This is a genomic window from Streptomyces sp. NPDC048349 (assembly GCF_040651925.1).
Classification (GTDB): Bacteria; Actinomycetota; Actinomycetes; order Streptomycetales; family Streptomycetaceae; genus Streptomyces.
In genome coordinates, this window is record NZ_JBEZLA010000031.1 from 33,364 (window position 1) to 58,624 (window position 25,261).

A 25,261-nucleotide genomic window follows, 5' to 3' on the forward strand; every position below is an offset into this window, starting at 1 on the left:
TCACAGATCCGTTCCCTACGATGTGCCGGTGACCAAGACCGCGACGCCGCCGCCCAGCCCCGCGGGGGCCCCGCCCGCCCCGCCGGCAGGACGTGAAGAAGAGCCGTCCACCTGGCTGCGCCGGCTGCGCGCCTTCGGCTACGCGCCGGGCGGCGGCGCGGGCGCGGTCCACGGTGACGTGCGCACCCGCCTGGTGCCCCCGTACGTCCGGCCCTCCCCCCAGCTGTGGATGACCTTCGGGCTTCCGCAGCAGGTGTGGGGCACCTGGCAGCGGGTCATGGCGTGGGCCGGGCCGCTGCTGGTGGCGCTCGTCGCCGGTGCGCTGCGGTTCGTGCACCTGGGCAGCCCGAAGGCGGTGATATTCGACGAGACGTACTACGCCAAGGACGCCTGGGCCACGATCAAGCAGGGCTACGAGGCGAGCTGGCCCAAGGACATCGACAAGTCGATCCTCGCCGACCCCGGCTCCGTGCCCCTCCCGCCGGACCCGGGCTACGTCGTGCACCCGCCCGTCGGCAAGTGGGTCATCGGGCTCGGCGAGTGGATGTTCGGCCTCACGCCCTTCGGCTGGCGGTTCATGACCGCCGTGCTCGGCACCCTCTCGGTGCTGATGCTGTGCCGGATCGGGCGGCGCCTGCTGCGTTCGACGTTCCTGGGCTGCCTGGCGGGGGCGCTGCTCGCGGTGGACGGCCTGCACCTGGTGATGAGCCGCACCGCGCTGCTCGACCTGGTGCTGATGTTCTTCGTCCTGGCCGCCTTCGGGGCGCTGCTCATCGACCGGGACAGGGCCAGGGCCCGGCTCGCGGACGCGCTCCCCGTGGACGACGAGGGCCGGACCCGGCCCGACGTGAAGATCGCGGAGACGCTGGGGCTGGGCTGGCGCCCCTACCGGATCCTGGCGGGGGTGTGTCTGGGCCTGGCCGCGGGCACGAAGTGGAACGGCTTCGTCGTGCTGGCCTTCTTCGGCATCCTCACCGTGCTGTGGGACGCCGCCGCGCGGCGCACGGCGGGCGCGGGCGCCCCGTACGCGGCGATGCTGCGCCGCGACGCGCTGCCCGGCTTCCTGTCCACGGTTCCGGTCGCGGTGGTGACGTACGTGGCCTCGTGGTCGGGCTGGATCCTGAGCCCGGACAACGGCAAGGGCGGCTACCTGCGCGACTGGGCGGCCAAGAACGACCAGGGCAGCGCGCTGTCGTTCCTGCCGGAGTGGCTGCGCAGCCTGTGGCACTACGAGACCGAGGTGTACCGGTTCCACGTGGGCCTGACCTCGGGGCACACCTACGAGTCGAACCCGTGGAGCTGGCTGGTCCTGGGCCGTCCCGTGTCGTACTTCTACGAGTCCCCGGAGCCCGGGACCGACGGGTGCCCGGCGACGGCGGCGGGCAAGTGCGCCCGCGAGGTGCTGGCCCTGGGCACGCCGCTGCTGTGGTGGGCGGGGTGTTTCGCGCTGCTGTACGTCCTGTGGCGGTGGTTCTTCCGCCGTGACTGGCGGGCGGGCGCGATCGCGTGCGCGCTGGGCGCCGGCCTGCTGCCCTGGTTCAACTACCAGGAGCGGACCATCTTCTTCTTCTACGCGGTGGTCTTCGTCCCGTACCTGTGCCTGGCGGTGGCGATGATGATCGGCGCCCTGCTGGGCCCGGCCGGATCGAGCGAGCGCCGGCGGACGCTGGGCGCGATCGGAGCGGGGCTCCTGGTCCTGCTGATCGTGTGGAACTTCATCTACTTCTGGCCCATCTTCACGGGCCAGACCCTCCCGATGGACTCCTGGCGGGCCAGGATGTGGCTGGACACCTGGGTGTGATCCCCCAGGGATCGACGCACATCGTCCGGGAGCTCGGGGACATCGACCCGTGATCCTGACGGCCGCTCGAGCGGCAGGGGGCCCTCCCGTGGGACGGGAGGGCCCCCGGCCATGTACCGGCCCTTTTCGGCCATCAGCCGTACCGGTCCGGTAACAAGAGCGAACGACGACTGAAACCCCGCGTAAGGTCCACACCAAGGATTCTTTGAACACGTTCAGGGAATCGTGGCTCTCGGGGGAGGACTCAAGTGAACGGGGCAGCCAAGGGCGCCATGATCGGCGGGGTGGTCATCGCCCTCGTCGGCGGCGCCGGATTCGGGGTGTACTCCCTGGTCGGGGACGCGGGGGACAACGGCAAGGGCGGCGCCGGGAGCGACACCGGCGTCCAGTCGCAGAAGGGCAGCGGGCCCGTCACCGAGAAGGAGACCGCGGCCACCGCGAAGGCCTTCCTGGCGGCGTGGGCCGCGGGGGACGACCGGGCTGCGGCCGACCTGACGAACAACCAGCAGGCCGCGCAGACCGCCGTGGCCGACTACCGGGCCAAGGCCTACGTGTCCAAGGCGGCCATCACGCCGGGCACGCCGAACGGCACCACCGTGCCGTTCAAGGTCGAGGCGGAGATCACGTACGAGGGCGTGACCAAGCCCCTCGCGTACGAGTCCCAGCTGACCGTGGTGCGCGGCCTGACCAGCGGCAAGCCGCTGGTCGACTGGCAGGCCTCGGTGATCCACCCTCAGCTGCAGAAGGACGAGAAGCTGCGCGCGGGCACCCCGGCGAGCCCGCCCGTCAAGGCGGTCGACCGCAGCGGCGAGGAGCTGACCGCCGAGAAGTACCCCTCGCTGCGTCCGGTCCTGGACCAGCTGCGCGAGACGTACGGGGCCAAGGCGGGCGGCAAGGCGGGCGCCGAGGTCTGGATCGAGCCGGCGGACCAGAACACGCCGAAGCGGACCCTGCTGACCCTGGTCGAGGGAGAGCCGAGCGTCCTCAAGACGTACCTGGACGCGAAGGTCCAGGCGGCGGCCGAGCGGGCGGTGGCCCGGTTCCCCGAGGCCTCGGTGGTCGCGATCAAGCCGAGCAACGGGCACATCCTCGCGGTCGCGAACCACCGGCAGGACGGCTTCAACGCGGCGATGGCGGGCAACCGGGCACCCGGTTCCACGATGAAGATCGTGACGGGGGCGATGCTGCTGGACCGCGGCCTGGTGGCCGCCGACAAGCCCGCGGAGTGCCCGAAGGAGGTCTCGTGGGGCGGCCGCGCCTTCCACAACCTGAAGAACTTCGAGCTGCCGGCCGGCACGAGCTTCGCGACCTCGTTCGCCCGGTCCTGCAACACCGCCTTCATCAAGCAGATCAAGCCCGTCGACGACGACTCCGCGCTGCCCAAGGAGGCCGAGGAGGTCTTCGGCATCGGGCTGGACTGGAAGACGGGCATCAAGTCCACCGACGGCAAGGTCCCGGCGGCGACGGGCGCGGCGGCCGCCGCGGAGTACATCGGGCAGGGTCAGATCACCATGAACCCGCTCAACGTCGCCTCCATCACGGCGACCGCCCGAACGGGCGTCTTCCGCCAGCCGCTGCTGGTCTCCGCCGAGCTCGACGGCCGCACCATCGCGACGGCGCAGCGCCGGATGAAGCCCGCGGTGCAGCAGCAGCTGGTCTCCATGATGAAGCTGACGGCGACCAGCGGCACCGGCCGCGAGGCGATGTCCTCGGTCGGCGGCTCGGACAAGGGGGCCAAGACCGGCTCCGCGGAGGTCGACGGCGCGGGCAGCCCCGACAGCTGGTTCACCGGCTTCAGCGGCGACCTGGCCGCGGCCGCCATGGTAGAAGGCGGCGGCCACGGCGGCGACGCGGCGGGCCCCATCGTGGCCTCGGTGCTGAACGGCGGCTGACTCCCGCCTGCGGCCACCCGGGGGCGTCCATGCATCCGTTCGAGGGGGTCTTGTAGGCCGATCTGTTGACCTCCGTCCCGGAGCGCTCAAGATCCCGGGGCCGTCGTCCGTTGCTCTCGGAGGAACTTCGAACTCGCGGCCTGGGCGTCACCCGCTGCCGGTCGCATTCCGTCCCGAAGGAGCGCTGCAAATGACTCGTGAGCACAGGTCCAGAACGCCGCTCGGTCCCATCCCGTCCACTCGGGCATGGCAAATGGGGGGTGCTCTGGCCTCGCTCTCCCTGGTGCTCGTGGGCATGGCCAGCCCGGTCGTCGCGGCGGCCAAGCCGGCCGTCCCGGTCGTCAGCGCCGCCACCCCCTCGGGCGGCGACGAGTGCGACCCGCACGACGGGCGGCCGCCGCACGACGAGCCGCCGTACGGCCAGCCGCTGCACAGCGTGCTGCTCGACAAGTACCTGGGGGGCGGCGACGATGACGGGCCCCCGCCCGGGCACGACGGCCGGGACGAGCACTGCCCGCCGGACGGCGCCGTAGGCCCCACGGGCCCCACGGGTCCGACCGGTCCGGCCGGCCCGACGGGTGCGACGGGTGCCACCGGAGCGACGGGCGCGACCGGCCCGACCGGCGCCGGCGGCGGCGCGACCGGCCCGACGGGTCCGGCGGGCCCGACGGGTGCGACGGGTGCGACCGGCCCGGCCGGTCCGACCGGCGCCGGCGGCGGCGCGACCGGCCCGACGGGCCCCGCGGGCGCGACCGGTGCCACCGGAGCCACGGGCGCGACCGGTGCCACGGGTGCCACCGGAGCGACGGGTGCCACCGGCCCCTGCTCCGACATCGACACCTACAGCCCCTCCAACACCGAGGACTTCCAGGCCGTCCTCACCGGCGGGCGCGCGTACGTGGGCAAGGCGTCCGTACCGGGCGGCACGATCGTCTGGCAGGACCTCACCAACACGGTCCCGACCATGACCGACCCGGCGAACCCCAACTACCCGCCCAACGTCTGCGGCATCGCGATCGAGGCCCAGGGCAACGACGCGTTCGTCAAGGTCGTGACGACGGACGGGACCGTGTGGCAGACGCACGGCGACATCCAGGGCCAGACCTTCGTCTGGGACGAAGCCTGGGTCCAGCAGACGACGCCCACCCCGGCCAACCCTCCGCTGCGGGGCAAGTTCAAGGGCGACATGAGCCTGGGCTCGCCCAGCAACATCCCGCAGAGCCTGCGCCGTTCCTGACCCCGCTCACGAGCGGCGGCGGCGACGGGCGGGCGATGCGCCCCTGACCTGACGCAGTGCCCACACGCAGTACCCACGCGGCCCGGAGTGCCGTCGGACCTCGGTCCGGCGGACACTCCGGGCCGTCCGGCGTCCCGGTGGTCGTGGACCCTCCCCGCACCTCCACGACGAGGACACGAGAACCCCGCCCCGCCCCATGCCCTGCACATGGCGACGGCCCGTACCACTCCAGCGGAGTTGCACGGGCCGTCGTCGGGCGGGGTGTTCCTGTGTCAGGGCGCGGCCGGGGCCACGACGGCAAGCGCCGGACCGCCCGGCATGACGGAGCTGGCCTGCGCGACGACGGTGCGCGCCGGCGCGGCGGGAGCGGCGGGGGCGGCGGCCGGAGCGGCGGGCGCGGCCGCCGGGGTGGCGGGCTGCACGAGCAGCGGCTCGGCCGCCTGCTGGAGGGTCGTCGCGCCGCCGTTGGTCAGGACCACGGTCGGGTTGAGGATCCTCGAGAGCGAGATGTCGGAGACGTTGAGGCTGTCGAGGAGCGAGACCAGCGGGTCGGCCGCGTAGGCGGGCGCGCCGCCGAAGAGGAGGACCGTGCCGGCCAGGGCGCCGACTACTGAGGTTCGGTTGATCTGCATGTACGGGAAACGCGCGGCCGCCGCCCCCGGACACCGGTCCCGCCCGGCCCGTCCCTCGTTCGGCTCCGCCTTTCCCCCGTCCGGCCCCGCGCGAACGCCCGCCGTACGACAAGCGCCCCGTCCTGAGGGTGAAACCGCGGGCCGGCGGCTCGTTCGCGCGCCGGAGCTGCCCCCTCGCCCTCGTTGACGGACGGCCCGGGGGCACAAGGCCGGGCCGGCCGGGCCCGGGGTCAGGAGGCGAGCGCCGTGCGCAGGGCCCGTACGAGTGCCTGGGCGCGCGGGTCGGCGGTGACCGACTTGGCGTGGGCGTTGGTGACGTAGCCGAAGCCGATGCCCGCCTCCGGGTCCGCGAAGGCCAGGGAGCCGCCGCGGCCGGGGTGGCCGAAGGAGGCGGGCGAGAGCAGCGGCGAGGCCGGGCCGTGCAGCATGTAGCCGGGGCCGAAGCGGGTGTTCACCACCAGGACGCGGTCCGGGCCGGCCGAGAGCTCCTTGCCGGCCAGTGCGGTGGTGGCCGGGGTGAAGATCCGTGCGCCGTCCTCCACCACGCCGATGGTGGCCGCGTAGAAGCGGGCCAGGGCGCGGGCCGTGCCGATGCCGTTCGAGGCCGGCAGCTCGGCGGCCCGGTAGGCGGGGTCGTTCTCGTCGGGCAGCGGGTCGATGGCCGCGAAGGCGCGGCGGGTCAGGGAGTCGGGGTCGGCGTAGGCCTCCGAAACGTTTCTCCTCGGCCGGGTCTTGAGCATGCCCGCGCCCTGCGGCGGGTCGACCGGCGCCACCCGCCCCACCCGGTGGGCCTCGCCCTCCGGCAGGCCGATCCAGAACTCCAGCCCCAGCGGCTCTGCGATCTCCTCGGCCAGGATCCCCCCGACCGTGCGACCGGTCGCCCGCAGCACCAGCTCGGACAGCAGCCAGCTGTAGGTCTGCGCGTGGTAGCCGTGCTCGGTCCCGGGCTCCCAGAACGGCTGCTGCGCGGCGACGGCGTGCGGTCCGCTGACCCCGTCCGCGGCCTCGGCCGCGGTCAGCCCGCGCTCCAGCGCCGGAAGTCCCGCGCGGTGCGCGAGCAGATCGCGCACCAGGGTCCGGTCCTTGCCGCCCGCCTTGAACTCCGGCCAGTACGAGCCCACCGGCGCGTCCAGGTCCAGCAGCCCGCGCTGGTGCAGCAGCAGGGGGACGGCGGCGGCCACGCCCTTGGTCGCGGAGCGGACGATCTGCGCGGTGTCCGCGGTCCAGGGTGACCGGGGCCCGGTGCCGTCCGCGTCCTTGGTGCCGCCCCACAGGTCCACGACCTTGCGGCCGTCCCGGTAGACGGCCACCGCCGCGCCCCGGTCCCCCAGCACCTCGAAATTGCGTACGAACGCTTCTCTGACGGGCTCGAAGCCCTCCGTCACCACACCCTGGATGTCCACGCGCTGTGCAACAACCTGCGACCGGTGCTTATGCCACCGATACGGAACGCGGGTCGAAGCCGAAGGGCAGCTCCAGGCGGTTGGCCCGCATGAGCTGCTCGTCGCACAGCAGGTCCTGGGTCCGGCCGTCGGCGGCGATCACGCCCTCGCTCAGGACGACCGAGCGCGGGCACAGCTCCAGCGCGTACGGCAGGTCGTGGGTCACCATCAGCACCGTCACGTCGAGCGAGCGCAGGATGTCCGCGAGCTCGCGCCGCGAGGCCGGGTCCAGGTTGGAGGAGGGCTCGTCCAGGACCAGGATCTCGGGCCGCATGGCCAGTACGGTCGCCACCGCGACCCGGCGGCGCTGCCCGAAGGACAGGTGGTGCGGCGGGCGGTCGGCGAAGCCGGCCATGCCGACCTTCTCCAGCGCGTCCCGGACCCGTTCCTCCAGCTCGGCGCCGCGGATCCCGGCCGCTGCGGGGCCGAAGGCCACGTCCTCCCGGACGGTCGGCATGAAGAGCTGGTCGTCGGGGTCCTGGAAGACGATCCCCACCCGGCGCCGGATCTCGGCGAGGTGCCGCTTCTCCACGGGCGTGCCGGCCACCCGCACGGAGCCGACCCCGCCGGCCAGGATGCCGTTGAGGTGCAGCACGAGGGTGGTCTTGCCGGCGCCGTTCGGCCCGAGGAGGGCCACCCGCTCGCCCCGCGCGACGGTCAGGTCCACCCCGAAGAGGGCCTGGTGCCCGTCGGGGTAGGCGTAGGCGAGGCCGGAGACCTCCAGGGAGGGGGACTGCGGGGAGGGGGAAGCAGCGTTCACAGGGTCCATCCCATCAGACAGACGGCGAGGGCCGTCACCGGGAGCGCGGCCGCGTGCGCCCACTGCGTGCGGGTGGCCACCACCTCGTCGATCACCGGCATCGAACCGGTGTAGCCGCGGCTGACCATCGCCAGGTAGACCCGCTCGCCGCGCTCGTAGGAGCGGATGAACAGCGCGCCCGCCGTCTTGGCCAGCACCCCCCAGTGCCGGATCCCGCGCGCCTCGAACCCGCGCGAGCGCCGCGCGATGGACATCCGGCGCAGCTCGCCGGTGATCACGTCCCCGTACCGGATCATGAACGAGGCGATCTGCACCAGCAGCGGCGGCAGCTTCAGCCGCTGGAGGCCCAGCAGCAGCGCCCGCAGCTCCGTCGTCGAGGCGAGGAGCACGGACGCGGCGACGCCGAGGGTGCCCTTGGCGAGCACGTTCCAGGCGCCCCACAGTCCGGAGACGCTGAGCGACAGGCCCCAGACCTCCACCCGCTCGCCCTCGGCCACGAAGGGCATCAGCACGGCGAAGGCCACGAACGGGATCTCGATCAGCAGCCTGCGCAGCAGGAAGCCGGCCGGTACCCGGGCGGCGGCCGCGACGGCGCCGAGCAAGAGGGCGTAGGCCCCGAAGGCCCACACCGCCTCGCGCGGGGTGGAGACCACGACCACCACGAAGGCGAAGGCCGCCGCGAGCTTGCAGTGCGGCGGCAGCGCGTGCACCGCCGAGTGCCCGTGCCGGTAGAGCCGGTGGGCGTGGCCCGCACCCACCTCAGACCGCCGGTGCCTGGGCCGGGGCGGCCTGCTCGTCCGTACGGCGGCGGCGGACCACCCAGAAGACGCCTGTGCCGACGGCGACGGTCGCCCCGACGCCGAGGGCGCCCGCGAGCCCGCCGGAGAGGCGGGCGTCGGCGACGTCCTTGACGGCGTAGTCGGCGAGCGGGGAGCCGGCGGCCGCATGCTCCTCGGCCTTGGCGTCGATGCCCTGGTCGGCGGCGACCTTCTCCAGGCCGTCGGGGCTGGCGGAGGCGTAGAAGGAGACGAAGCCGGCGAGGACCAGGGCGGTGACCAGGCCGGTGACCCACACCTTCGTGGTGGAGCGGGCCGGGGCGGGGGCGGAGGCGGCGGCCGGGGCGTCGACCAGTACGCCGCCGACGCGCAGCTTCAGCGGGGCGGCCAGTCGGCGCGCGCCGTGCACCAGGTCGGGCCGTACCGCGATCACTGCGCCCACGGTGGCCGCGGTGATGGCGGCCTCGCCGAGGCCGATGAGCACGTGCACGCCGACCATCGCGGTGAACACCTTGCCGAGGGAGACGTCGGCGGTGCCGCCGACGGCGTAGAGGGCGGTGAAGGCGGCGGCCGCGCCGGGCACCGAGAGCAGGGCTCCGGCGAAGGCGGCGACGGTCACCGAGCGGCGGGTGGCGGGCAGCACCGCGAGCAGCCCGCGGAAGACGGCGTAGGACAGGACGACGGTGACGACGCCCATGACGGTGATGTTGACGCCGAGGGCGGTCAGGCCGCCGTCGGCGAAGAGGATGCCCTGCATGAGCAGGACCACGGACACGCACAGCACGCCCGTGTAGGGGCCGACGAGTATCGCGGCGAGCGCACCGCCCAGCAGGTGCCCGCTGGTGCCGGCGGCGACGGGGAAGTTCAGCATCTGCACGGCGAAGATGAAGGCGGCGACGAGGCCGGCCAGGGGCGCCGTGCGTTCGTCGAGCTCGCGCCGGGCGCCGCGCAGGCTCACGGCGACAGCCGCGGCGGCCGCCACTCCGGCAGCCACCGATACGGGTGCATTGATGAATCCGTCGGGCACATGCATGGAGAGGGCTCCGCTTCTCACACCGTCTTTAACCGTTCAAGAATAGTGCCCAGTTGCAAATGATTGGCAAGAGCGTCTGTGTCACAAATGGATCCGTGCGGATTCGCGTGGGTATGCGAGGCTTGAGCAAACGGACGCACATGTTCCGAATAGAGGAGTCTTGTCGTGTCAGCCACCGCCGAGAATCCCCCCGCGACAGCCACCGCCACCGCGATCGCCGTCGAGGAGCGCGTCACCGCGCGCGTGATCAGCGACGACCCGCTCTACCGGAAGGTTCCGGTGGCCCTGCGCTTCGCCGCGTCCGAGCCGCTGGCCGTGCGGATCGTCTTCCCCGCGGACCTGTCCCCCGAGGGCACCGACAACGAGTGGGTCTTCCCCCGCGCCCTCCTGGAGGCGGGCCTCCAGGCCCCGAGCGGAACCGGGGACGTGCGCATCTGGCCCTGCGGCCGCGTCCAGGCCGTCGTGGAGTTCCACTCCCCCGAAGGCGTCGCCGTGGTCCAGTTCGACATCGCGGCCCTGCGCCGCTTCCTGCGCCGTACGTACGCCGCCGCCACCCGGTAGGCGCAACGCGACCCGTTCGGACGCAAGGCGACCCGTTCGGACGCAACGCGAGCCGTTCGGACAGGACGCGACCCGTTCGGACGCCACGCGAACCGGCCCCGTACTGCCTGGTCAGCAGGCAGTACGGGGCCGGCGTATCGGCCGTGGGCGGGCCGGTCAGGCGTTGACCAGCTCGCGGTCCTTGTCCGGCCCCTCCGGGGAATCCGACGCCCCGGCGAGGTGCTTGCGCAGGCTCTCGCCCTCCACGTCGACGTTCGGCAGGAGCCGGTCCAGCCAGCGCGGCAGCCACCAGGCCTTGTGCCCGAGCAGGGCGAGCACCGCCGGGACGATGGCCATCCGGACCACGAAGGCGTCGAAGAAGACGGCGACGGCCAGACCGAAGCCGATCATCTTGACCATCTGCTCAGTGGCTCCGATGAAGCCCGCGAACACCGCGATCATGATGACGGCGGCGGCGACGACCACCCGCGCGCTGTACTGGAAGCCGGTCACCACGGCCTGACCCGGGCGCTCGCCGTGGACGTACGCCTCGCGCATGCGGGTGACGAGGAACACCTCGTAGTCCATGGCCAGACCGAAGACCACGCCCACCATGAAGATCGGCATCATCGACATGATCGGGCCGGTCTGCTCCACGCCGAAGAGCGAGCCGAGCCAGCCCCACTGGAAGACCGCGACGACCGCGCCGAGAGCGGCGACCACCGAGAGCAGGAAGCCGAGGGCCGCCTTGAGCGGGACCAGGATCGAGCGGAACACCAGCATCAGCAGCAGGAAGGCGAGGCCGACCACGAGCGCCAGGTAGGGCAGCAGTGCGTCGTTCATCTTCTGCGAGAAGTCGATGTTCATCGCGGTGGCGCCGGTGACGAGGACGTCGTCCCCGCTGCCGTCGCGGATCGTGTGGACCAGGTCCTCCGTCGCGGTGGAGGACGGGCGGTCCTTCGGGACGACGGTGATCACCGCGGCGTCGCCGGCCTCGTTGGGGGTCGGCGGGGTGACCGCGGCCACGCCCTCCAGGCCCTTGATGCGGTCGACCGTCTTGTCGGCGAGCGCCCTGTCGCCGTCGACGACCACCATCAGGGGGCCGTTGAAGCCCGGGCCGAAACCGTCGGACAGCAGGTCGTAGGCCTTGCGCTGGGTGGTGGAGACCGGCTGGGCTCCGTCGTCCGGCAGGCCCATCTCCAGCTTGCCCGCCGGGACGGCGATGACGCCGAGGCCGATCACACCGGCCAGCAGGACCGTGACCGGGCGGCGCAGGACGAAGCGGGCCCAGCGGGTGCCGCCGTTGGCCTTCTTCTCGGTGCCCGCCGGCTTGCCCTTGCCGAACAGCTTGCTCTTCTCGCCCGCCGGCAGGACCTTCTTGCCCGCGAAGCCCAGGATGGCCGGGACCAGGGTGAGGGCGACCAGCACCGCGATGACCACGGTTCCGGCGGCCGCGAAGCCCATCTTGGTCAGCATGGGGATGTTGACGACGGCCAAGCCCACCAGGGCGATGACCACGGTCAGACCGGCGAAGACGACGGCGGACCCGGCAGTGCCGGCGGCCCGGCCGGCGGCCTCGTCCCGCGCGCGGCCCTCGGCGAGCTCCGCGCGGTAGCGGGAGACGATGAAGAGCGCGTAGTCGATGCCGACCGCGAGGCCGATCATCGTGGCGAGGGTGGCGGTGGTGTTGCCGAGGTCCAGCACGTTGGCGAGCGCAGTGATGGAGGAGACGCCGATGCCCACGCCGATCAGCGCGGTCAGCAGCGGCAGACCGGCCGCGATCAGCGAGCCGAAGGTGATGACGAGGACGATCGCGGCGACCACGATGCCGACGATCTCACCCGGGCCGGTCTCGGGCGCCGTCATCAGTGCGTCGCCGCCGATCTCGACGGTCAGGCCCTGCGCCTGGGCGCCCTTGCCCGACTCCTTCAGCGCGTCGCGGGTCGCGTCGGTCAGCTCCATGCCGCTGACCTTGTACTTGGTGCTGATGTAGGCGGTGGAGCCGTCCTGGCTCACGGCCTGGCTCTGGAACGGGTCGGCGACCGAGGAGATCTGGTCCTTGCCCGGACCGGACTTCAGGTCCTCGACGATCTTCTCGACCTGGGCCTTGGGCGCGGGGTCGGTGACCTTGGCGCCGTCCGGGGCCTTGATGACGATCCGGGCGGTGGCGCCGTCGGCGGCCATGCCCGGGAACTTCTCGTCCAGCACGTCGAAGGCCTTCTGGGCCTCCGTGCCGGGTATGGAGAAGGAACCTGAGGTGGGTGCGGACGCCGATGCCGCGCCGAATCCGGCGGCGAACAGCAGCGCCACCCAGATGAGGGCGACGAGGCCGCGGCGCCGGAAGGCGCCCCGGCCGAGGCGGTAGAGGAAGGTGGCCACGTCGGTGGTTCTCCCGTTCGGGTCGTGGGATGGATCCGGTGCGGATCAGGGCATGGAGAGCCGGCCCGACGACGAGAGCGGCGTGTCAGGAACAGCGGGCAGTACAGCGGGGACGGGGAAAGCGGGGAGTTCAGACGCCGAGGGCGGGGAAGACCACGGCGTCGATGAAGTGGCCGAGGAAGTTCCGGTCCACCGGGCGGTCCTCGATCAGCGGGAGCGCGATGAACGCCCCGATGAGCATGTGCGGTACGAAGTCCAGTGCCGGACAGTCCGGGCGGATCTCCCCCCGGTCCACCGCACGCTGGAGCATCGCCTGGAGACCGTTGATCTCCGGGTCGACCAGCAGGTCCCGCAGGGCCTTGTGGAGCTCCGGGCTCTCGTGGACGGCGTGGGCCAGGCCCCGCATGAGCGCGGTGTCCTTGGCCATCTGCGCGTCGTCGGAGCATTCGACCATGCGCGCGAAGTCCGTGCGCAGGCTGCCCGTGTCGATTTCCCGCAGCGAGACGGGCTGCGTGCATCGCAGGGCCTTGGCGACCAGCTCGGGCTTGCTCCCCCACTGGCGGTAGAGGGTGGCCTTGCTGGACTTGGTGCGGGCGGCGACCGCGTCCATGGTCAGCGCCTCGTACCCCACTTCGCGGAGCAGGTCCAGGACCGCTCCGTGGAGTTCGGCTTCCCGCTCGGGGGTGATCCGGCTGCGCCGGGCCGCCATCGCCTCGGTCATCTCCGTGCCTCCCGCCCGAACGCGCCTCTTATCGAAACGAATGTGTTCCGTACGCCTACGACGATACCCCGGTGCCCAACGAAACGAAACCGTTCCGTTTCGTTTCGGGAGTGGCATGGATCACCTGTACGAGTTGCCGGGCCCCCCTGGCGCGGAAAGCATTGGGGGGTGAGTCACGACGTCGCGTACCTCCGCTTCCCGCACCTGCACGACGACCTGCTGTGCTTCGCCACCGAGGACGATCTTTGGTTGGCGCCCTTGGTTCCCCCTGGAGCTCCGGTCGGCCGCGCCTGGCGGATCACCGTCGACCGGACCCGGGTCAGCCACCCGCGCTTCTCCCCCGACGGCAGGCACATCGCCTTCACCACCTGGCGCAGTCTCGACCCCGAAATCCACCTCGCCCCCGTCGACGGCGGCCCGGCCCGCCAGCTCAGCTACTGGGGCTCCACCGACACCCGGGTCTGCGGCTGGGACCCGGACGGCAACGTCCTCGCGGTCTCCTCGCACGGCCAGCCGTTCTCCTACTACGCGTGGGCCTACAAGCTGCCCACCGACGGCAGCCCCGGCGGCCGCCTCCCCTGGGGGCCCTGCTCCGACATCCAGGTCGCCGACATCGACGGGGAACACCGCACGCTGCTGCTGACCGGCAAACCGCCGCACGAGCCCGCCGCCTGGAAGCGTTACCGGGGCGGCGCCACCGGCCGGCTGTGGCTGCACGGCAGCCAGCTGCTGGAGGACGTCGAGGGCCACCTCGACTCCCCGATGTTCGTCGGCGGCCGGATCGCCTTCCTCTCCGACCACGAGGGCATCGGCAACCTCTACTCCTGCCTGCCCGACGGCACCGACCTGCGCCGGCACACCGACCACGAGGAGTTCTACGCCCGGCACGCCTCCAGCGACGGCACCCGGATCGTCTACCAGTGCGCCGGGGAGATCTGGCTCGTGGAGTCCCTGGCCCCCGACGCCCTGCCGCGCCGGCTCGACGTCCGGCTCGGCGGGCCGCGCGCGGGCCGCCGCTCGTACCAGGTGCCGGCCGCCAGCCACGTCGACTCGCTGTCCGTGGACGCCACCGGCCGGGCCAGCGCGGTCGTCGTCCGCGGGAGCCTGTACTGGCTGACCCACCGCGACGGCCCGGCCCGCACCATCGCCGACACACCGGGCGTACGGGTGCGGCTGCCCGAGATGCTCGGCAGCGGCGGGCAGGTCGCGTACGTGACCGACGCCGAGGGCGAGGACGCCATCGAGATCGCCTACCTCCCGCGGGCCTCCGGGGAGCGCGAACCGCGCCGGCTGGCCTCGGGCGAGCTGGGGCGGGTGACCGAGCTCCTGTCGGACCCCGACGGGGAGCGGCTCGCCGTCGCCTCCAACGACGGGCGGCTGCTGCTGATCGATGCAACGGAGGAGTCGAACGGTGAGGTCACCGAGCTCGTCCGGTCCATCAACGGGCCCGTCACCGACCTGGCCTTCTCACCCGACGGGGCCTGGCTGACCTGGTCGCACCCGGGCATCGGCCGCTCGCTGCGGCAGATCAAGATGGCCCGGATCTCCGGACCGGGCGCGAGGACCGTCATGGACGTCACCAACGGTCGCTTCGAGGACGAGAATCCTGTCTTCACCCGGGACGGCCGCTACCTGGCCTTCCTGTCGTGGCGCGGCTTCGACCCGGTGTACGACGTGCACACCGGCGACCTGTCCTTCCCGCTGGGCTGCCGCCCGTACCTGGTCCCGCTCTCCTCGGCGACCCCCTCGCCCTTCGCCCTGTCCGCCGAGGGGCGCCCGGCGGCGGGCGGGCTCGATCCCGGCGAAGGGGAGCAGGACACCGGCGACGGCGCGGTGATCGTGGAGGTGGAGGGCCTGGAGAGCCGGGTCACGCCGTTCCCGGTGACCGCGTCGAAGTACTCGGCCCTCTACCCCGTGCACGGCGGCGGACTGGTGTGGCTGCGCTGGCCGATCTCGGGCGCGCTCGGCGAGACCTTCGCCAACCCGGCGGACATCAGCGGCAAGCCGACACTGGAGCACTTCGACCTCACCAAGGCCCGCAAGACCGAACTGGCCTCGGGGCTGGACTGGTTCGCGGTCAGCGGCGACGGCACCCGGCTCGTCATCAACGACGACGGCGACCTGCGGGCGGTCCCGGCCACCGAGTCGGGCGACAGCGACTCGACCGTCTACCTGGACCTGAGGCGCATCCTGCACGAGGTGGACCCGGCGGCGGAGTGGCGCCAGGCCTACGAGGAGGCCGGGCGGATCATCCGCGCGTACTTCTGGGAGCCGAAGATGTGCGGCATCGACTGGGACGGAGTACTGCGCCAGTACCGCCCGCTGGTCGAACGGGTCGCCTCGCCCGACGAGTTCGGCGACCTGCTGCGCGAGGTCCTCGGCGAGCTCGGCACCTCGCACGCGTACGTCGCCCCCGCGCGCCGCAACGAGGGGCCCCCGCACTACCAGCGGGCGATCGGGCTGCTCGGCGCCAACCTCGTGCCGCGGGACGGGGCGTGGGTGGTCAGCCGGATCCTGCCCGGCGAGTCCTCCGACTCCAAGGCCCGCTCCCCGCTGGCCGGCACCGGCATCCGGGAGGGCGCCGTGCTCACCCATGTGGACGGGCGTCCGGTGGACCCGGTGACCGGCCCCTACCCCCTGCTGTCGGGGGCCGGGGGCACCACCGTGGAGCTCACCTTCCAGCCCGCGGAGGGCGAGGGCCGGGCCCGCCGGGTGGCCGTCGTACCGCTGATCGACGAACGGCCGCTGCGCTACCAGGACTGGGTGTCCAAGCGGCGCGCGGTGGTCCGCGAGCTCAGCGGCGGCCGGTGCGGCTACCTCCACATCCCCGACATGGGCGGCTCGGGCTGGGCCCAGTTCAACCGCGACCTGCGGATGGAGATGTCCCGGCCCGCGCTGATCGTGGACGTGCGCGGCAACGCGGGCGGGCACATCAGCGAGCTGGTCGTGGAGAAGCTGACCCGCTCCATCCTCGGCTGGGACCTGACCCGCAACGCCCAGCCGGTCTCGTACGCCTCCAACGCGCCCCGCGGTCCGATCGTGGCGCTCGCCGACGAGGCGACCTCCTCGGACGGGGACATGATCACCGCGGCCATCAAACTGCTCGGGCTGGGCCCGGTGGTGGGCCAGCGCACCTGGGGCGGGGTGGTCGGCATGACCGGCCGGCACACCCTGGGCGACGGCACGGTCATCACGGTGCCGATGAACGCCGCCTGGTTCCCGGAGTACGGCTGGTCGGTGGAGAACCACGGGGTGGAACCGGACCTCGCGATCCTGCGCACCCCGCTCGACTGGGCGGAGGGGCGGCACGCGCAACTGGACGACGCCGTGCACCTGGCGCTGGAACTGCTGGAGCAGGACCCGGCCGCGGTGCCGCCCGGCTACACGGACGTACCGGACCTGCGGCGCCCGAAGCTACCGCCGAGGCCGTAGCGCGGGGCGGGCGGAACGCGGACTGCGGGGGGGGGCGGCGGGGGCGGACTGCGGGGCGCAACACAGGGGGGCGCAACACGGACTGCACTGGGCGGCGGGGGGGCGGGACGCGGACGCGGGGCATGCGGAAGGGGGGGGGGCGGGGGGGGGGGGCCCCGGGGGGGGGGGCGGGGGGGCGGGGGCCGTGGGGGGCTGGAGGTCCGGGGGGGGGGGGGGGGGCGGGGCGCGGGGGCGGGGGGCCGCCCCCACCGGCTGGCGGCCGCTGCGCGGCGGCGGGGGGGGGGGGGGGGGGGCGGGGGGGGGGGGGGGCGGGGGGGGGGGGGGCGCCCGCGCGCCCCCCCCCCCCTTCGGCTCGTTCGGGTCAGGCGTCCCAGTTCTCGTCGAACTCGTCGCGGGTCCTGTCGGCCGGCGGCCGCTCGGCCTGCGGCTGCCTCTTCTCCCTCGGCTGCCGGGAGCGCGCGGACGCCTCGTCCTGCACGCCCTTCGCGGCCTGCGAGGCCTTGCCCTTGAGTTCCTGCGCCTTTTCGTTGAACTGGTCCTTGATACCCATGCTTTTCACTCCATGAGGGGTGTTGGTGGTGGGGCCTCGACCAGATTGGCATGGGCGGACAAAGGCCGCATTTCGATCAGTTACTCTGTGTGCGCTCCCGCTCGTCCGCCGCCCCGCCGGCGCCCACGAGCCCCTTGGACACCCCGGCCAGCCGCGGTTCGAACCGCTTCATCTCACGCTGCCCCACCGCTCCGATGATCCCCGGCAGATAGCCGCGCACCCCCTGCATGCCGCGCAGCCACCACTGCGCGTACACGTGCGCCGAGCGCCGCTCGATGCCCGCCACGATCCGGTCGACGGCCGGGCCCAGCGGGTACGTGCGGTTGGAGGGCCACGGCAGGCGCTGGCGCAGCTCCCGCATGACCTCGTCCCGGTCGGCCCCGCGCACCATGTCGGTGTCGGTCCAGGAGAGGTAGCCGACGCCCACCTTGACGCCCTTGTAGCCGACTTCGGCGCGCAGGCAGTGGGCGAAGGCCTCGACGCCCGACTTGGAGGCGCAGTAGGCGGTCATCATCGGGGCCGGGGTGATGGCGGCGAGCGAGGCGATCTGGAGGAAGTAGCCGCGGCTCTCGGTCAGGACCGGCAGGAAGGCGCGGGCGGTGACGGCCCCGCCGATGAGGTTCACCTCGATCACCCGGCGCCAGGCGTCGGGGTCGGAGTCGGCGAACGGTCCACCGGCCGCGACGCCCGCGTTGGCGACGACGATGTCGACCTTGCCGAAGCGCTGCTTGACCTCCTGCGCGACCCGGGCCATGGCCACGTGGTCGGTGACGTCGGCGTACCAGTGGTCGCTGTCGGTGTGCAGCCGCTCGGAGACCTCCTTGAGGGCTTGCGGCTCCAGGCCGACGAGCGCGATCCTCGCGCCCCGTGCGGAGAGCTTGCGGGCGAGCAGCTCGCCGACCCCGCGCGCGGCCCCGGTGACGACGGCGACCTGGCCTTCCAGACTCCTGCGAGCGCTCACAGCGACTTCTCCTTCTGGTCGAGGTACAGCGAGGCGAGCTCGCGCAGGGCGTGGGTGACGGCCTCCGGGGCCTCGATCGGGGTCATGTGGCCCATGCCGGTGAGCTCGGTGAGGCCCACGCAGTGGGGCAGCGCAGCGGCGAGTCCCCGGGCGTGCACCACGGGGGTGAGCCGGTCGTCCGTGCCGCCGATGACGGCGGTGGGCACGGTCAGCCGGGCCACGTCCGCGTCCAGGTCCAGCCCGGCCAGCACCTCGGACCAGGCGCGGCGGACCCGGGTGGGGCAGGCGTGCACGATACGGGCGCACGCCTCGACCTTCTCGGGGGCGGAACCGGGGCCCATGGTCGCGTACTTGAGGATCTTCTTGGCGACGGGCGTGACCGGGCCCAGCGGCGCGCGGGAGCCGAGGACCGCGCCGGTGATGCGGGTGCGCGCCCACCCGGGGCGCAGCGGCAGGACCAGCGCCTGAGCGACCAGCCGGGCGCTGCCGGTGCTGCACAGCAGCGCGGCCGCGGCGTGCTCGGTGAACTCCGGCCGGGCGGCGGCCGCCATGATCGTCATGCCGCCCATGGAGTGCCCGGCGACGACCGCCCGTTCCCCGGGGGCGAGGGCGGCCCCCAGCACCGCGACGAGGTCGTCGGCGAGGGCGGTGGTGCTGTGGGTCCGGGCGGCGGGGCTGCGGCCGTGCCCGCGCTGGTCGTAGGCGATGACCCGGTGGTCCTTCGACAGGTCCCGGATCTGGGCGGCCCAGAACGCGGTGGAGCAGGTCCAGCCGTGCGCGAGCACCACGGCCGGCGCGCCCTCCTCCCCGTGGACCTCGACGTGCAGCCGGGCCCCGTCGGCGGATTCGGCGACGAGCTCGCGGCGCGCGGCGGGCGGGGCGTAGGGCCCGGCGGTGACGTGCATCAGCCGGCTCACGCGGCACCGGCCCCTTCGGCCGCCCCGGCGTCCGAGCCCGACCCGGCCGGGACCCGCTCGTGCTCGCGGAGCCGTACGACCTCGTACTCCGCCAGGTCGACGGTCCGCGTCTCGCGGCGGAACTCGCCGGTCGTGCCGGGCCAGACGGTGGTGTTGCGCCCCTGCGCGTCGAGGTACCAGCTGGTGCAGCCGCCGGTGTTCCACACCGTGCGCTCCATCCGGGCCTGGACCTGCCGGTTCCACTTGTTCACGGCCGACGGCCGGGCGGCCAGTGCCACCTTCCCGCCCAGCATGCCGAGCTGGCGCAGGTAGTCGGCCATGTAGGTGAGCTGCGACTCGATCATCAGGATCATCGAGCTGTTCCCGAGCCCGGTGTTCGGGCCGATGATCGTCATCCAGTTGGGGAAGCCGGCCGCGGTGGCGCCGCGCAGCGACTGCATCCCGTCCTTCCACTCCTCCGCGAGGGTCCTGCCCTCCGCGCCCACCACCCGGTCGGCGATCGGCATGTCCGTGACGTGGAAGCCGGTGCCGAACACGATCGCGTCGGCCTCGGTCTCCGTCCCGTCGGCGGCGACCAGGACCGAGCCCCGGATCTCCTTCAGCCCGGAGGCGACCAGGTCCACGTTGGGCCGCGCCAGCGCCGGGTAGTACTCGCTCGAGAGCAGGATCCTCTTGCAGCCGATCCGGTAGGAGGGCGTCAGCTTGGCGCGCAGCGTCGGGTCCTTGATCGAGCGGGCCATATTGGCCTTGGCCAGCGATTCGATGAGCCCGAGCTGGTGGGGCCGCTTGGTGAAGGCGCTGACCTGCAGTTCCCGGATGCCCCACAGCAGCCCGCGGCGCGCCGCCCGGGTGAAGGGCAGTTGGCGGTGCAGCCAGCGCTCCACAGCGGTGATGGCCCGGTCGGTGCGCGGCATCACCCACGGCGGGGTCCGCTGGAAGAGGGTCAGCCGCTCCACGTCGGGCGCGATGGCGGGCACGATCTGGATGGCGGAGGCACCCGTACCGATCATGGCGACGCGCTTGCCGGCGAGGTCGTAGTCGTGGTCCCAGCGGGCCGAGTGGAAGACCTTGCCGGGGAACTCGGCGAGCCCGGGGACCTCCGGCATCTTGGGGTCGGACAGCGGCCCGGTCGCCGACACCACCACGTCGGCGGTGAGCCGTGCGGCGGAGGTCTCGATCTCCCAGTGCAGCTCGTCCGCGTCCCAGCGCATCATCAGGACCTCGTGGCCCAGCCGGATGTGCCGGCGCAGCCCGAAGGTGTCGGCGACGTGCTCCAGGTACGCGCGGATGGCGGGCTGCCCGGAGAAGGTCCGGGGCCAGTCCGGGTTGGGCGCGAAGGAGAAGGAGTACAGGTGCGAGGGGACGTCGCACGCGCACCCCGGATAGCTGTTGTCGCGCCAGGTGCCGCCGACCGAGTCGGCGCGTTCGAGTACGACGAAGTCCGTGATCCCCTCGCGCCGCAGTCGTACCGCTGCGCCGAGTCCGCCGAATCCGGACCCGATCACCGCCACGCGTACGTGCTCACGTTTCGTGATGTCGCCGCCGCCCGTCCCGCCCATGCCCGCCGCCTTCCACATCCGCATCCGCTTCCGCAACGCTGCCAGCAATCACTGGCACAATCGGGAGAGTAGAGCAGCCCCGTACCCATGGGTAGGGGTCGCGCCCGGAAAGTTACCGCCAGTACGCCATAGGCTTCGGTCGTGGTGGAGAGGGAAGCGGGGACGACAGTGCGCGAATACCGTACGGAGGAGCTGGCCGAGGCGGCCGGCATCCCGGTCCGCACCCTGCGCTTCTACCGCGAGCGCAAGCTGCTCCCGCCGCCGCGCCGCGAGGGCCGCATCGCCTGGTACGACGACCACCACCTGGCCCGGCTGCGCACCATCGCCGCCCTGCTCGAGCGCGGCCACACCCTCGGCGGCATCGCGGAGCTCACCGCCGCCTTCGAGAACGGCCGCGACGTCAGCCAGCTCGGCGAGCTGCTCGGCATCGGCTGGTCGGAGGAGACCCCGGTGCGGCTGACCCCCGAGGCGCTGGCCGACTACTTCGAGGGGGAGGTCACCCCGGAGAACCTGGCCGCCTCGCTGGACCTCGGCTACCTCGCCACCGACGGCGACGAGATCGTGCACGTCAGCCGCCGCCTGCTGGACGTCTCCTCGGCCCTGGTGCGCGAGGGCGTACCGCTGGCGGCCGTCCTGGAGACGGGCCGCCGCGTCCGCGAGCACGCGGACGCGATGGCGGCCCTGTTCACCGAGCTGATCTCGGCCCACCTCCCGCCGGACGCCCTCCCGCGCCTGCGCCCGCTGGCCAAGAGCGTCGTCGAGGCCGAACTGACGATGGCGATGGACCGTCTGCTGGCATCCGGCTCCGGTCACACACCGAGCTCGTAGACGACCGTCACCGGCGCGTGGTCGGACCAGCGCTCCGGGTGCGTCTCGGCCCGCTCCACGAACGCCTTCACGGCCTTCGCCGCCAGGCCCGGGGTGGCGACCTGGAGGTCGATCCGCCAGCCGGCGTCGTTGTCGAAGGCCCGCCCGCGGTAGGACCACCAGGAGTACGGACCCTCGGTGTCGGGGTGCAGCTCGCGCACGACGTCCACGTATCCGGCCTCCGCGTACACCGTGCCGAGCCACTCCCGCTCCTCCGGCAGGAAGCCCGCGTTCTTGCGGTTCGTCTTCCAGTTCTTGAGGTCGGCCTCCCGGTGGCAGATGTTCCAGTCCCCGCACACCACGACCTCGCGGCCGTCCGCGGCGGCCCGCGCCTTCAGCGTCTGCAGGTAGAGGTGGAACTCCGCCATGAAGCGGTACTTCTCGTCCTGCCGCGCGGTGCCGGCCTCACCGGAGGGCAGGTAGAGACTGGCGACGGTCACTCCGGGCAGGTCGATCTCGAGGTACCGCCCGCTCGCGTCGAATTCGTCGCTCCCGAACCCCACCTGCACCCGCTCGGGCGCGCGCCGGGTGTAGAGCGCGACCCCGGCCCGCCCCTTCACGGCGGCCGGCGCGAACACGGTGTGCCAGCCCTCGGGGCGGCGCACCTCCTGCGGAATCTGTTCTTCCTCGGCCCGTACCTCCTGAAGGCACACGACGTCGGCGTCGGATCCCTCGAGCCACGCCCCGAAGCCCTTCTTGGCGGCAGCGCGGATCCCATTCACGTTCACGGAGGTCACGATGAGCATCCCCGCACCATAGCGGCAGGGTTCCGTACGATGTTCCGATGTCTCACGGGATCCAGTTCCAGCCAGTGCCGTACGACCACCCGGACGCGGTCAAGCTCAATGACCAGGTCCAGCTGGAGTACCAGCAGCGGTACAACGACGGCGAGGGCGACGCCACCTTCCTCGACCCCGCCATGTTCGTCCCTCCGCGGGGCCTGTACCTGCTGGCGTACGACGCCGCCGGTGCGCCCGTCGCCAGCGGAGGGTGGCGCAGCCAGGACCAGAACGACGAGGGCTACGCGGACGGCGACGCCGAGCTCAAGCGCATGTACGTCATACCGGAGGCCCGCGGCCTGGGCCTGGCCCGCCGGATCCTGGCCGCCTTGGAGGACGACGCCCGCGCGGCGGGCCGTACCCGGATGGTCCTGGAAACGGGCGACCAGCAGCCGGAGGCGATCGCCCTCTACCTGTCCTGCGGGTACGCCCCGTCCGCGAAGTTCGGCCACTACCGCTTCCACGACTCCAGCCGCTGCATGACCAAGCCCCTGCACCTTCCTTCCTGACGGACCGCGTCCGCCGGAGGCCGTCCTACCGCGGGAGCCAGGCGGCCCGGTCCGTGCCCCAGCGGGACGGGCCCGCCGGCCAGTCGCCGAAGGGGCTGGCGGCGTGGCGCAGCTGCCCGTATCCCGAGTCCGACGCGCGCAGCCACGGCTGCGCCGCGTACCCCGGGGCACCGGGCCCGGCCGCCGGCACCTCGCGGACCAGCCACGACGCCGTCCCGGCGAGGGAGAACCGCAGGGCGCACCCGCCGCCCTCCGCCAGCCCGCGCAGGACACCGGCCGCGACCAGGTAGCCCGTGCCGTGGTCCAGCGCCTGCGCCGGCAGCACCCCCGGCACGCCGTCCGGACCGGCGTACCGCGCGGCGATCCCGTAGCCCGCCTGCACCAGCGAGTCGAACCCCCGCCTCCCGGCCCACGGGCCGTCCCAGCCCCAGGCGCACAGCTGGGCCACCACCAGCCCCGGCCGCCGCTCCAGCAGCTCCGCCGCCCCGAGCCCGAGCCGGTCCAGCGCGCCCGGCCGGTACCCGGTCACCACCGCGTCCGCCTCGGCCAGCAGCCCCTCGAACACCGCCCGGTCCTCAGCGGCCGCCAGGTCCAGCAGCGCCGACCGCTTGCCGAATCCGGTGTCCGCGTACGTGTCGGCCGCCTCCGCCATCCCCGGCGGGTCGATCCGGAGCACGTCCGCGCCCAGCAGCCCGAGCGTGCGCGTCGCGACCGGCCCCGCGATCACCCGGGTCAGGTCCAGTACCCGGACCCCGGCCGCGGGCAGCCCTGCGGGGGCCCGCCCCAGCGCCCGTCCCGGCGCCCCGGACCGCCGTACGGTCTCGACGAGCGGCCGCGGGTCCCCGTACCCGCCCGCCACGGCGACCGCGAGCCCGCCCTCGCCGTACACGCGCTCCTGCACCTCGACCGCCGTCCGGCCCGCCACCGCGGCCCGCAGCGCCTGCGGCGTCGCGGACGGCAGACCCAGGGCCCGTACCAGCGCGGCCTCGTGGTGCGGATAGTTGGCGTGGGTGCGCAGCCAGCCGTCCGCCGCCCGCCAGAAGCCGGACAGCGGCGCGAAGTTCACCGGCTCGCGCCCCCGCACCCGCACGTGCCGCTCGCTGACGAAGGCGGTGGCCACCGCCCCCTCGTCCACAGGGGCCGGATCCGCATCGGCCGCCCCGCCCCCGGCCCGTACCGCGGCCAGCTCCGCCGCGGCCAGCGCGCACGCTCCGACCGTCGCCCGCGCCAACTCCCGTACCGGCAGCGGCCCCTGTCCCAGCCCCGGCGCGCCGAGGTACCGCACCCGTCCGGCGAACTCCGGCGCCCCGCCGAGCGCGGCCCATGCCTGCGCCGTCGCGCCGTCCTGCCCGTTCGTGATCGTCATGGCCCCATTCAACCCACCCCGCCCCCGGCTCCCCACCCCGGCCAGCCCGTTCAACGCCCGGGCGGCTTCGATAGGTTGTGCGGATCCCGTCCTCGAAAGGCACCACCGTGAAATATCGCGTCATCGGCTCGGCGCCCGAAACGCGCCGTGAAGTGAGCGTGCTGAGCCTCGGCACCATGACCTTCGGCACCACCGTCGACGAGGCCACCTCGTATGCGATCCTCGACCGGTTCGCGGAAGCCGGCGGCACCTTCATCGACACCTCCAACAACTACGCATTCTGGGTGCACGGCACCCAGGGCGGCGAGAGCGAGGAACTGGTCGGCCGCTGGCTGCGCAGCCGCGGCGCCGGTGACGGGATCACCGTCGCCACCAAGCTGGGCGCCCGTCCCAACCGGCCCACCAGTGGTTTCAGCCTCGACGTGGAGGGTCTGTCCGCCAAGGTCATCCGCGAGTCCGCGGAGCGCAGCCGCGAGCGCCTCGGCATCGAGCGCATCCACCTGCTGTACGCCCACATCATGGACGAGAACACCCCGCTGGAGGAGACCGTCCACGGCTTCGCCGAGGTCGTCGCGGACGGCACGGCCGGCCTGCTCGGCGCCAGCAACCACTGGGCCTGGCGCGTGGAGCGGGCCCGTGCGCTGGCCGCCGCGGCCGGGGTGCCGGGCTACGAGGTGCTCCAGCACCACCACAGCTACCTGCGCCAGCGCACCGACATCCCCAGCCTGCGCTCGCCCGACGGCAACCAGGGACTGGTCAGCGGCGACCTGCTCAGCTACCTCCGGGACAACCCGTCGCTCACGCAGGTCTCGTACTCCCCGCTGCTCGCGGGCGGCTACGTGCGCGACGACAAGCCGCTGGGGCCCGGCTTCGACCACGCGGGCACCGGGCCGCGGCTGCGCGCGGTGCGCGAGGTGGCCGCCGAGACGGGTGCGACCGTCAACCAGGTGGTCCTGTCCTGGCTCATGGGCGGGGACCTCCCGGTGCTCCCGCTGGTCGGCGCCTCTTCGGTGGCGCAGCTGGAGGAGAGCCTCGCGGCGGTGGACCTCGACCTGACGCCGGAGCAGCGCGCCCGGCTCGACGCGGTCAACTGACCCCGCGCACGGCC

The 25,261-nt window shown here is 73.2% G+C and carries 21 protein-coding genes; 8 read left to right on the top strand and 13 right to left on the bottom strand.

Annotated features, from left to right (window positions below; translation table 11 throughout):
* Nucleotides 1-124: 124 nt before the first annotated feature.
* The 3 genes from AB0D44_RS18495 to AB0D44_RS18505 all read left to right on the top strand — a co-directional run bounded on the left by AB0D44_RS18495 (nucleotide 125) and on the right by AB0D44_RS18505 (nucleotide 4,930).
* Complete coding sequence (locus AB0D44_RS18495) at nucleotides 125-1,801, top strand: phospholipid carrier-dependent glycosyltransferase (protein ID WP_362591812.1); 1,677 nt, start codon at nucleotides 125-127, stop codon at nucleotides 1,799-1,801.
* 248 nt (nucleotides 1,802-2,049) lie between these two features.
* Nucleotides 2,050-3,693, top strand: a complete 1,644-nt coding sequence (locus tag AB0D44_RS18500; protein ID WP_362591679.1) for a penicillin-binding transpeptidase domain-containing protein — start codon at nucleotides 2,050-2,052, stop codon at nucleotides 3,691-3,693.
* Between the two features lie 253 nt (nucleotides 3,694-3,946).
* Complete coding sequence (locus AB0D44_RS18505; RefSeq protein WP_362591682.1) at nucleotides 3,947-4,930, top strand: hypothetical protein; 984 nt, start codon at nucleotides 3,947-3,949, stop codon at nucleotides 4,928-4,930.
* Nucleotides 4,931-5,202: 272 nt separating this feature from the next.
* Here the strand turns inward: AB0D44_RS18505 and AB0D44_RS18510 are convergent, their stop codons facing one another.
* From AB0D44_RS18510 to AB0D44_RS18530, 5 genes are all read right to left on the bottom strand, one after another.
* Nucleotides 5,203-5,562 carry a hypothetical protein gene (locus tag AB0D44_RS18510; protein WP_362591685.1) on the bottom strand — a complete coding sequence of 120 codons (360 nt, stop codon included), beginning with the start codon at nucleotides 5,560-5,562 and terminating at the stop codon, nucleotides 5,203-5,205.
* A gap of 230 nt (nucleotides 5,563-5,792) precedes the next feature.
* Nucleotides 5,793-6,965, bottom strand: coding sequence for a serine hydrolase domain-containing protein (locus AB0D44_RS18515; RefSeq protein ID WP_362591688.1), 1,173 nt, complete (start codon nucleotides 6,963-6,965; stop codon nucleotides 5,793-5,795).
* 28 nt (nucleotides 6,966-6,993) lie between these two features.
* The gene (locus AB0D44_RS18520; RefSeq protein WP_362591690.1) at nucleotides 6,994-7,773 is read right to left on the bottom strand and encodes an ABC transporter ATP-binding protein; all 780 of its coding nucleotides are present in this window, start codon (nucleotides 7,771-7,773) and stop codon (nucleotides 6,994-6,996) included.
* On the bottom strand, nucleotides 7,761-8,522 hold the full coding sequence (cbiQ, locus tag AB0D44_RS18525) for a cobalt ECF transporter T component CbiQ (RefSeq protein ID WP_362591693.1): 762 nt from the start codon (nucleotides 8,520-8,522) through the stop codon (nucleotides 7,761-7,763). The genes AB0D44_RS18520 and cbiQ overlap by 13 nt, the downstream gene beginning before the upstream one ends.
* 1 nt (nucleotide 8,523) lies before the next feature.
* The gene (locus tag AB0D44_RS18530) at nucleotides 8,524-9,573 is read right to left on the bottom strand and encodes an energy-coupling factor ABC transporter permease (protein WP_362591695.1); all 1,050 of its coding nucleotides are present in this window, start codon (nucleotides 9,571-9,573) and stop codon (nucleotides 8,524-8,526) included.
* A 165-nt stretch (nucleotides 9,574-9,738) separates the two neighbouring features.
* Here AB0D44_RS18530 and AB0D44_RS18535 point away from each other — a divergent pair, with 165 nt between their 5' ends.
* Nucleotides 9,739-10,134, top strand: coding sequence for an SsgA family sporulation/cell division regulator (locus tag AB0D44_RS18535; protein WP_362591698.1), 396 nt, complete (start codon nucleotides 9,739-9,741; stop codon nucleotides 10,132-10,134).
* Between the two features lie 156 nt (nucleotides 10,135-10,290).
* On the opposite strand, the gene AB0D44_RS18540 is transcribed toward AB0D44_RS18535, so the two are convergent.
* The gene (locus tag AB0D44_RS18540; protein ID WP_362591701.1) at nucleotides 10,291-12,492 is read right to left on the bottom strand and encodes an MMPL family transporter; all 2,202 of its coding nucleotides are present in this window, start codon (nucleotides 12,490-12,492) and stop codon (nucleotides 10,291-10,293) included.
* Nucleotides 12,493-12,622: 130 nt separating this feature from the next.
* A complete protein-coding gene (locus AB0D44_RS18545) occupies nucleotides 12,623-13,213 on the bottom strand; it encodes a TetR/AcrR family transcriptional regulator (protein ID WP_215144686.1) in 591 nt (196 codons plus the stop codon).
* 168 nt (nucleotides 13,214-13,381) lie between these two features.
* Here AB0D44_RS18545 and AB0D44_RS18550 point away from each other — a divergent pair, with 168 nt between their 5' ends.
* Nucleotides 13,382-16,645 (top strand): S41 family peptidase, encoded by a 3,264-nt coding sequence (locus tag AB0D44_RS18550; RefSeq protein ID WP_362591704.1) that lies wholly within the window; start codon nucleotides 13,382-13,384, stop codon nucleotides 16,643-16,645.
* Between the two features lie 361 nt (nucleotides 16,646-17,006).
* Here the strand turns inward: AB0D44_RS18550 and AB0D44_RS18555 are convergent, their stop codons facing one another.
* From AB0D44_RS18555 to AB0D44_RS18570, 4 genes are all read right to left on the bottom strand, one after another.
* Nucleotides 17,007-17,195 carry a hypothetical protein gene (locus AB0D44_RS18555; RefSeq protein WP_362591707.1) on the bottom strand — a complete coding sequence of 63 codons (189 nt, stop codon included), beginning with the start codon at nucleotides 17,193-17,195 and terminating at the stop codon, nucleotides 17,007-17,009.
* A 76-nt stretch (nucleotides 17,196-17,271) separates the two neighbouring features.
* The gene (locus tag AB0D44_RS18560) at nucleotides 17,272-18,156 is read right to left on the bottom strand and encodes an SDR family oxidoreductase (protein ID WP_362591710.1); all 885 of its coding nucleotides are present in this window, start codon (nucleotides 18,154-18,156) and stop codon (nucleotides 17,272-17,274) included.
* The gene (locus AB0D44_RS18565; protein WP_362591713.1) at nucleotides 18,153-19,073 is read right to left on the bottom strand and encodes an alpha/beta hydrolase; all 921 of its coding nucleotides are present in this window, start codon (nucleotides 19,071-19,073) and stop codon (nucleotides 18,153-18,155) included. Before AB0D44_RS18565 ends, AB0D44_RS18560 begins: the two co-directional genes overlap by 4 nt.
* Nucleotides 19,070-20,608 carry an NAD(P)/FAD-dependent oxidoreductase gene (locus tag AB0D44_RS18570; RefSeq protein ID WP_362591814.1) on the bottom strand — a complete coding sequence of 513 codons (1,539 nt, stop codon included), beginning with the start codon at nucleotides 20,606-20,608 and terminating at the stop codon, nucleotides 19,070-19,072. The genes AB0D44_RS18565 and AB0D44_RS18570 overlap by 4 nt, the downstream gene beginning before the upstream one ends.
* Nucleotides 20,609-20,773: 165 nt before the next feature.
* On the opposite strand from AB0D44_RS18570, the gene AB0D44_RS18575 reads away from it, so the two are divergent.
* A complete protein-coding gene (locus AB0D44_RS18575; protein ID WP_362591716.1) occupies nucleotides 20,774-21,460 on the top strand; it encodes a MerR family transcriptional regulator in 687 nt (228 codons plus the stop codon).
* Here AB0D44_RS18575 and AB0D44_RS18580 read toward each other — a convergent pair.
* Entirely contained in the window at nucleotides 21,442-22,245 is an 804-nt protein-coding gene (locus AB0D44_RS18580) for an exodeoxyribonuclease III (RefSeq protein WP_362591719.1), read from the bottom strand. The genes AB0D44_RS18575 and AB0D44_RS18580 overlap by 19 nt on opposite strands.
* Before the next feature lie 38 nt (nucleotides 22,246-22,283).
* Between AB0D44_RS18580 and AB0D44_RS18585 the strand changes: the two genes are divergently transcribed.
* A complete protein-coding gene (locus AB0D44_RS18585) occupies nucleotides 22,284-22,787 on the top strand; it encodes a GNAT family N-acetyltransferase (protein WP_362591722.1) in 504 nt (167 codons plus the stop codon).
* 25 nt (nucleotides 22,788-22,812) lie between these two features.
* Here the strand turns inward: AB0D44_RS18585 and AB0D44_RS18590 are convergent, their stop codons facing one another.
* Nucleotides 22,813-24,153, bottom strand: coding sequence for a CoA transferase (locus tag AB0D44_RS18590; RefSeq protein WP_362591725.1), 1,341 nt, complete (start codon nucleotides 24,151-24,153; stop codon nucleotides 22,813-22,815).
* A gap of 107 nt (nucleotides 24,154-24,260) precedes the next feature.
* On the opposite strand from AB0D44_RS18590, the gene AB0D44_RS18595 reads away from it, so the two are divergent.
* A complete protein-coding gene (locus AB0D44_RS18595; RefSeq protein ID WP_362591728.1) occupies nucleotides 24,261-25,247 on the top strand; it encodes an aldo/keto reductase in 987 nt (328 codons plus the stop codon).
* The last annotated feature ends 14 nt before the right edge of the window (nucleotides 25,248-25,261 follow it).

Bases quoted from the DNA above. Each gene is read 5' to 3' on its own strand.
- AB0D44_RS18505 (WP_362591682.1), top strand. From the start codon at position 3,947: ATGGGGGGTGCTCTGGCCTCGCTCTCCCTGGTGCTCGTGGGCATGGCC.
- AB0D44_RS18510 (WP_362591685.1), bottom strand. From the start codon at position 5,562: ATGCAGATCAACCGAACCTCAGTAGTCGGCGCCCTGGCCGGCACGGTC.
- AB0D44_RS18520 (WP_362591690.1), bottom strand. From the start codon at position 7,773: ATGGACCCTGTGAACGCTGCTTCCCCCTCCCCGCAGTCCCCCTCCCTG.
- AB0D44_RS18530 (WP_362591695.1), bottom strand. From the start codon at position 9,573: ATGCATGTGCCCGACGGATTCATCAATGCACCCGTATCGGTGGCTGCC.
- AB0D44_RS18545 (WP_215144686.1), bottom strand. From the start codon at position 13,213: ATGACCGAGGCGATGGCGGCCCGGCGCAGCCGGATCACCCCCGAGCGG.
- AB0D44_RS18555 (WP_362591707.1), bottom strand. From the start codon at position 17,195: ATGGGTATCAAGGACCAGTTCAACGAAAAGGCGCAGGAACTCAAGGGC.
- AB0D44_RS18580 (WP_362591719.1), bottom strand. From the start codon at position 22,245: ATGCTCATCGTGACCTCCGTGAACGTGAATGGGATCCGCGCTGCCGCC.
- AB0D44_RS18585 (WP_362591722.1), top strand. From the start codon at position 22,284: ATGTCTCACGGGATCCAGTTCCAGCCAGTGCCGTACGACCACCCGGAC.
- AB0D44_RS18590 (WP_362591725.1), bottom strand. From the start codon at position 24,153: ATGACGATCACGAACGGGCAGGACGGCGCGACGGCGCAGGCATGGGCC.